The following is a 697-nucleotide window of genomic DNA, read 5'->3' as shown; positions in this document are numbered from 1 at the left end:
TATATAACTTTTCAAAATGGTAGGAGTGTCAAAGAAACTCAGTCCAAATTTTGCGAGTTTTGATTTTCCAGAAACAAAAAGGCAAAAAAGAGGACTGAGTTATGCTTATCTTACCACCAACTTTCCGCATTGAACGCCGTTTGATGAAAAAAATGGCACAGAAAACACACGATAAAGACTATGCCGCCCGGATTATGGCGATGCTCTCACTTTATCGAGGAGGAGCCGTTCCTTCCGTCGCTGTAGAATTTTGTGTCGCACCGTCTTCTATCTGGCGTTGGATTAAACGTTTTAGAACATACGGTTGGGCAGGATTGAAAAGTCAGCCTGCGGGACGTCACCGGCGATGGAACTTGAATCCACTTTTACCTTTTATTCTTTATTTACTGGAACTTTCACCACAACAGTTCAATCATGTCCGTTCTCGCTGGAGTCTTGAACTTTTCATTATTCAAATCAATAAAATAACGAATGTAAAATTTTCAATCAGTACACTTTATCGGTTTCTTTGTAAAAACAGGATTGTTTGGCGACGGGCAGCCCCCACTGTCCATAAACCAGATCCTCAATATGAAGAAAAAATGGCACGTATTCATCAAGCATTATCGCAAACATCAAAAGAAAATCCCGTATTTTATGAGGATGAAGTCGATATTAATTTCAATCCCAAAATGGGTTCAGATTGGTACTTCAAAGG

Annotated in this window: 1 protein-coding gene; it reads left to right on the top strand. The window is 39.6% G+C overall.

All coding sequences use genetic code 11. The annotated features are described in order from the left end of the window. Window positions 1-101: 101 nt before the first annotated feature. Window positions 102-697: helix-turn-helix domain-containing protein (locus tag AAC854_RS22870; protein WP_340619096.1), on the top strand; the 596-nt coding region annotated here is incomplete at its 3' end.

Source organism: Xenorhabdus entomophaga, assembly GCF_037996725.1.
GTDB lineage: Bacteria > Pseudomonadota > Gammaproteobacteria > Enterobacterales > Enterobacteriaceae > Xenorhabdus > Xenorhabdus khoisanae.
Note: the sequence above shows the minus strand (reverse complement) of the source record. Positions and strands in the feature narration are given on the sequence as shown.